Source organism: Neisseria sp. P0009.S007, assembly GCF_051962515.1.
The window spans coordinates 1-270 of sequence record NZ_JBQCVF010001105.1 but is presented as its reverse complement, the minus strand read 5'-3'; the positions used below and the strand labels follow the sequence as shown (position 1 = coordinate 270).

1 protein-coding gene is annotated in these 270 nt (G+C 52.6%); it reads right to left on the bottom strand.

Features of this window, described 5'->3' with window-relative positions:
- Positions 1–62: 62 nt before the first annotated feature.
- The coding region (locus ACTHS3_RS17915) for a class II glutamine amidotransferase (RefSeq protein ID WP_440368769.1) at positions 63–270 on the bottom strand (208 nt) is incomplete at its 5' end.

The window sequence follows — 270 nt, the reverse complement described above, 5'->3', positions numbered from 1 at the left end:
AACGGGCAACTTTGGCAAAGTTGTCCTTTCAGACGGCCTTGAGTTTTTCAGTCAATCAACCGTTAAACCGATACACCGACGGCGCGGGCGATTTCCAAACCCTCTTCCGCACTCATATAAACCGGATTCTCGGGGCGGTCGCTGCGGACGATATCGCCGTCTTGAAACATCACCAATTCATTGACTGCCAACTGCGACCAAGTTTCATCGCGCGTCAGGGGCAGGGTGGCGATGACAGAAACTTTATCGTTCGGGGTGGTCACTTCTGAA